The sequence below is a fragment of the Paenibacillus sp. 3LSP genome, assembly GCF_032465655.1.
Lineage (GTDB): Bacteria > Bacillota > Bacilli > Paenibacillales > Paenibacillaceae > Fontibacillus > Fontibacillus barengoltzii.
Window position 1 is genome coordinate 1 of record NZ_JAWDJI010000126.1, and the last position, 3,377, is coordinate 3,377.

General features: G+C 49.0%; 4 protein-coding genes and 1 tRNA gene. 1 reads left to right on the top strand and 4 read right to left on the bottom strand.

Features of this window, described 5'->3' with window-relative positions:
• Positions 1 to 121: 121 nt before the first annotated feature.
• The 4 genes from RW092_RS10095 to RW092_RS10110 form a co-directional block, all read right to left on the bottom strand.
• Positions 122 to 310, bottom strand: coding sequence for a hypothetical protein (locus RW092_RS10095; RefSeq protein ID WP_316010135.1), 189 nt, complete (start codon positions 308 to 310; stop codon positions 122 to 124).
• 26 nt (positions 311 to 336) lie between these two features.
• Positions 337 to 1,107, bottom strand: coding sequence for a polysaccharide deacetylase family protein (locus RW092_RS10100; RefSeq protein ID WP_316010136.1), 771 nt, complete (start codon positions 1,105 to 1,107; stop codon positions 337 to 339).
• Between the two features lie 651 nt (positions 1,108 to 1,758).
• Positions 1,759 to 2,343, bottom strand: a complete 585-nt coding sequence (locus tag RW092_RS10105; RefSeq protein WP_085279904.1) for a hypothetical protein — start codon at positions 2,341 to 2,343, stop codon at positions 1,759 to 1,761.
• Positions 2,344 to 2,547: 204 nt separating this feature from the next.
• A tRNA-Val gene (locus tag RW092_RS10110) sits at positions 2,548 to 2,620 on the bottom strand.
• 255 nt (positions 2,621 to 2,875) lie between these two features.
• On the opposite strand from RW092_RS10110, the gene RW092_RS10115 reads away from it, so the two are divergent.
• Entirely contained in the window at positions 2,876 to 3,160 is a 285-nt protein-coding gene (locus RW092_RS10115; protein WP_316010137.1) for a hypothetical protein, read from the top strand.
• Positions 3,161 to 3,377: the final 217 nt, after the last annotated feature.

A 3,377-nucleotide genomic window follows, 5' to 3' on the forward strand; every position in this document is an offset into this window, starting at 1 on the left:
GATTTTTTTCACTATATATGTGATTTAAATCACAAATATCAGAATTTGAGAAAATAAATTTTTAAATAAAACAGCAAGGCGGGCTGGAATCCCGTCTTGTTGCATGGTTGGAGGATTTCACTTATTTGGCTTGATCTTTGTTTTGATTCGTTTTTTCCGATTCCCCCGTCAAAGTTTCCGTCCATTCCTCCATCATCTCGCCAACATAATCTTCGAGCTTCTCCGTGGCTGCGGTAGGGTGCTTCGGAACGGGGATCGGATCCACACCAGAGCCCTCCCCGGGAGGCAGGGTGTTCTGCTTTTTATCCATGAGTGCCTGCTCCTTTCCAATGAAGTTTAGTGATTCTCTTTCATTTGAGGATCCGGCGTCGTCACCTTATGCGTCAGCAGTTCGGATACGGTAACGAAGCGATAACCCCGGCGTTGCAGTTCCGGCAAGATGACCTTTAGCGCTTCGATCGTCTGCGTGCTGTTGTACACGTAATCATGCATCAGGATAATATCGCCGTTGCGGGCGTTGTCCAGCACCTTGCGTACGATTCGTTGTACGCCGGGCGCTGTCCAATCCTTCGTATCCTGATGCCAGGACCAGAGGATCATCTGCAGGTTGTGATGCTTGGTTAGTTCGACGATAGCATCATTATAATATCCGCCCGGAGGACGGAAGAGGACCGGTTTGCGTCCGGTGGTCTCGAGAACGGCTTCCTGGGTCATGGTCATCTCTTCCTTCAAGGCCGACAACCCCAGTCGGTGTAAGGATGGATGGTGATAGGAATGGTTGCCGATTTCATGACCGGCGGCTTGTTCCATTTTCACGATGTCGGGGAATCGCTTCACCCGGTCACCAACGACAAAAAAGGTCGCCTTCGCATGATACTTCTCCAGGAGCTCGAGGATTTTCGGTGTTTGCTGTTCATCTGGTCCGTCATCAAAGGTTAAGGCGATGTATTTTTCTTGCGTTGGCACTTCCCATACAATGTCCCCGCGTTCTTCATAATAGCTTCGTTGCTTGCCATGAACCGGGGAGGATGCCTCTGTTACAGGGGCAGAGAGAAGCGCAATGCCAAGGGCGATGGTGAGCGCTGCTCCCAGTTTGATTTTGACCATCGGTTTTACGTGCCTCCATCAACTATACTTGAGCGCTTGTCCGTCCGGGCAACTCGCAGCTTCCGGCCGGCGCTGTCCGTTTAGTTTGGCTGGCCATCGGCACTTTTATCCATGGAAGGGGAATCCTTCTCTTCATCAAAAAGATATCCGTCCTCCGCTTTATACAACGATAGGCAATCATGATGTTGCAATGGGGGACGAGAGGACGTATGGGGACAGTAACATACTTTAACGAGAACGCGCGCCTTTGGGGCGCACGTTTTTGTTGTGGGGGCTTGTGGCGATGTTAGGAGACCAGCCGGTGGCGGCTAGGCCGTCGTTTTAGTGCTGGTCGTTGGCGCTGTTGGGTTGTTGCTTGACAGCCGTATGCAGGCATCCGTCTGCCAGTAGCCGTATGCTGGTAGCCGTATGCCAGTAGCCGTATGCGGTAGCTCGGTTGCAGGTTACCGTATGCAAGTAACTCGGTTGCGCTAACGGACACCAGCGCCGTTATTTGGGTTCGGACGCAAGCCTACCCGTTTTAACGGACCTCAGAGACCTTATTCGGGTCTGTTGCGTTGAATCGATGAGTATTTTTGCTCAATAAGGTCACTTGAGTCCGTTAGCTCGGGAAATCTCCGGGAAATGAGCAAATAAGGTCGGTACGGTCCGTTAGAGGTGGGGAGGTTGGACAATAGAGTTAGCAATCTGAACGAGTTCAGAGATACTATACAAAGGAACAAAGTCACCATCTTCCACCTTGTTCGATGCTAATGCATAGGTTAATCCATTATTTCTCCAATATAGCCCGCTTAAGTTCGGTGTGCTTTGGATCCAGGTTTGTGTGCCATCACTTAATTTTGGCCCCTTTTTACCATCCGGTTTGGACTTTACCTGCGAATTTGAAACAGCCAGTATCAGTTGCTCTCCTCGCTCTTCATTAGCAAAGGTCAATTGGATCAAGTCAAAGTTAGCTGGGACGATATCGGCAGACTGATGGGTAATCGGAAAAGGAACTTTTGGAATAGGAACCTCAAAGGGCACTTCAAGCAAGGTATCTTCAAAAGATTCGCAACACTTTGAGCCTGGGTCCCATACGGCTACACCATCTCTTATGGATAAGCTTGGTGAAGTTCCGGGAGTTTGCTTGACATCCTCAGCAATGGGGGAGATGTCGTTGTACTTTGCCCCAGTTCCGCAACCACCAGCTAGGAATAGAATAACAACAAGGATAATGACATCAATGATTTTTTTCAAAAGAATCCCTCCATCATAATCCAATAGTATACAATACCTTTAAAAAAATCCAGATTTATGGAAGAAGAGATCTATGGGGGAAGAAGGGGGAATTAAACACTCTTCAAACTTGATTCGGATCACCTAAGTACCAGAGGGCATCGTTGACTACAAAGAGAAAATAAAAAATCCCCTGAAGCCTTACGCCTCAAGGGATTTTTGCTATGATCTGCAGTGGGCTCGAACCACTGACCCCCACCCTGTCAAGATGGTGCTCTCCCAGCTGAGCTAGCAGATCAAAATTATAGTGAAGACAGAAATAATCTTATCAGGCGGCGGGGTTCTTGTCAACACTTTCCTAGAGTATAAGCTGTCTGTCCCCTGTCAACAATGGAGAAGGAACGCGTGTCCGAGTGGTAAGGTACATGACGGCATAACGTTGCATTTATCCAAGACGCTCATGCGCTCATTACTTGCGATAAATGATCCATTCATGGCACGCATACATCAGACAGAACAGCACAGTCATCACCTAAGGAAGGAAGTAGTGAACATGCATTGGAACCACCATCATCGCCATATTGGCCATAACCATAACCGTTCTAACAACAACGATCAAACCCCGTCGCCGGAGAATGAGATGAAACGGCCGCGATCCCTTTGGATTGCTGCAGCGGGGGCCATCCTGCTGTTGGCCTTGACCAGCGCCTGCCAGATGGCGCCAAGCGCGGAGACTTTAAGCCGGCAGGCTGGCGCTTTTCCTTGGCCGTTTGGGCCATCCGTGTCGGACGGCGTCTATTTGCCTACGATTGTAGAAGATGTGTATTCCACGGAATAAAACGCTTTATTCTTCCTCGTCCCATTTGCGGGAATAGCCCTTCTTCGTCGTGTAAAACATGGAGGCAATCAGCAATACCGCGATGACGACCGCCGCGGCGATTGTTACGCCCATGACCATACCCCTAAGCCAGCTCCTTTCCATCGATGTCCATGAGACAACCGTGTCAACTCATATAAAAATGTTACCGAAGGATAATGGTTCACTCACGTAATTT

Coding starts and splice junctions, on each gene's coding strand:
- RW092_RS10100 (WP_316010136.1), bottom strand. CDS start 1,107: ATGGTCAAAATCAAACTGGGAGCAGCGCTCACCATCGCCCTTGGCATT.
- RW092_RS10115 (WP_316010137.1), top strand. CDS start 2,876: ATGCATTGGAACCACCATCATCGCCATATTGGCCATAACCATAACCGT.
- RW092_RS10095 (WP_316010135.1), bottom strand. CDS start 310: ATGGATAAAAAGCAGAACACCCTGCCTCCCGGGGAGGGCTCTGGTGTG.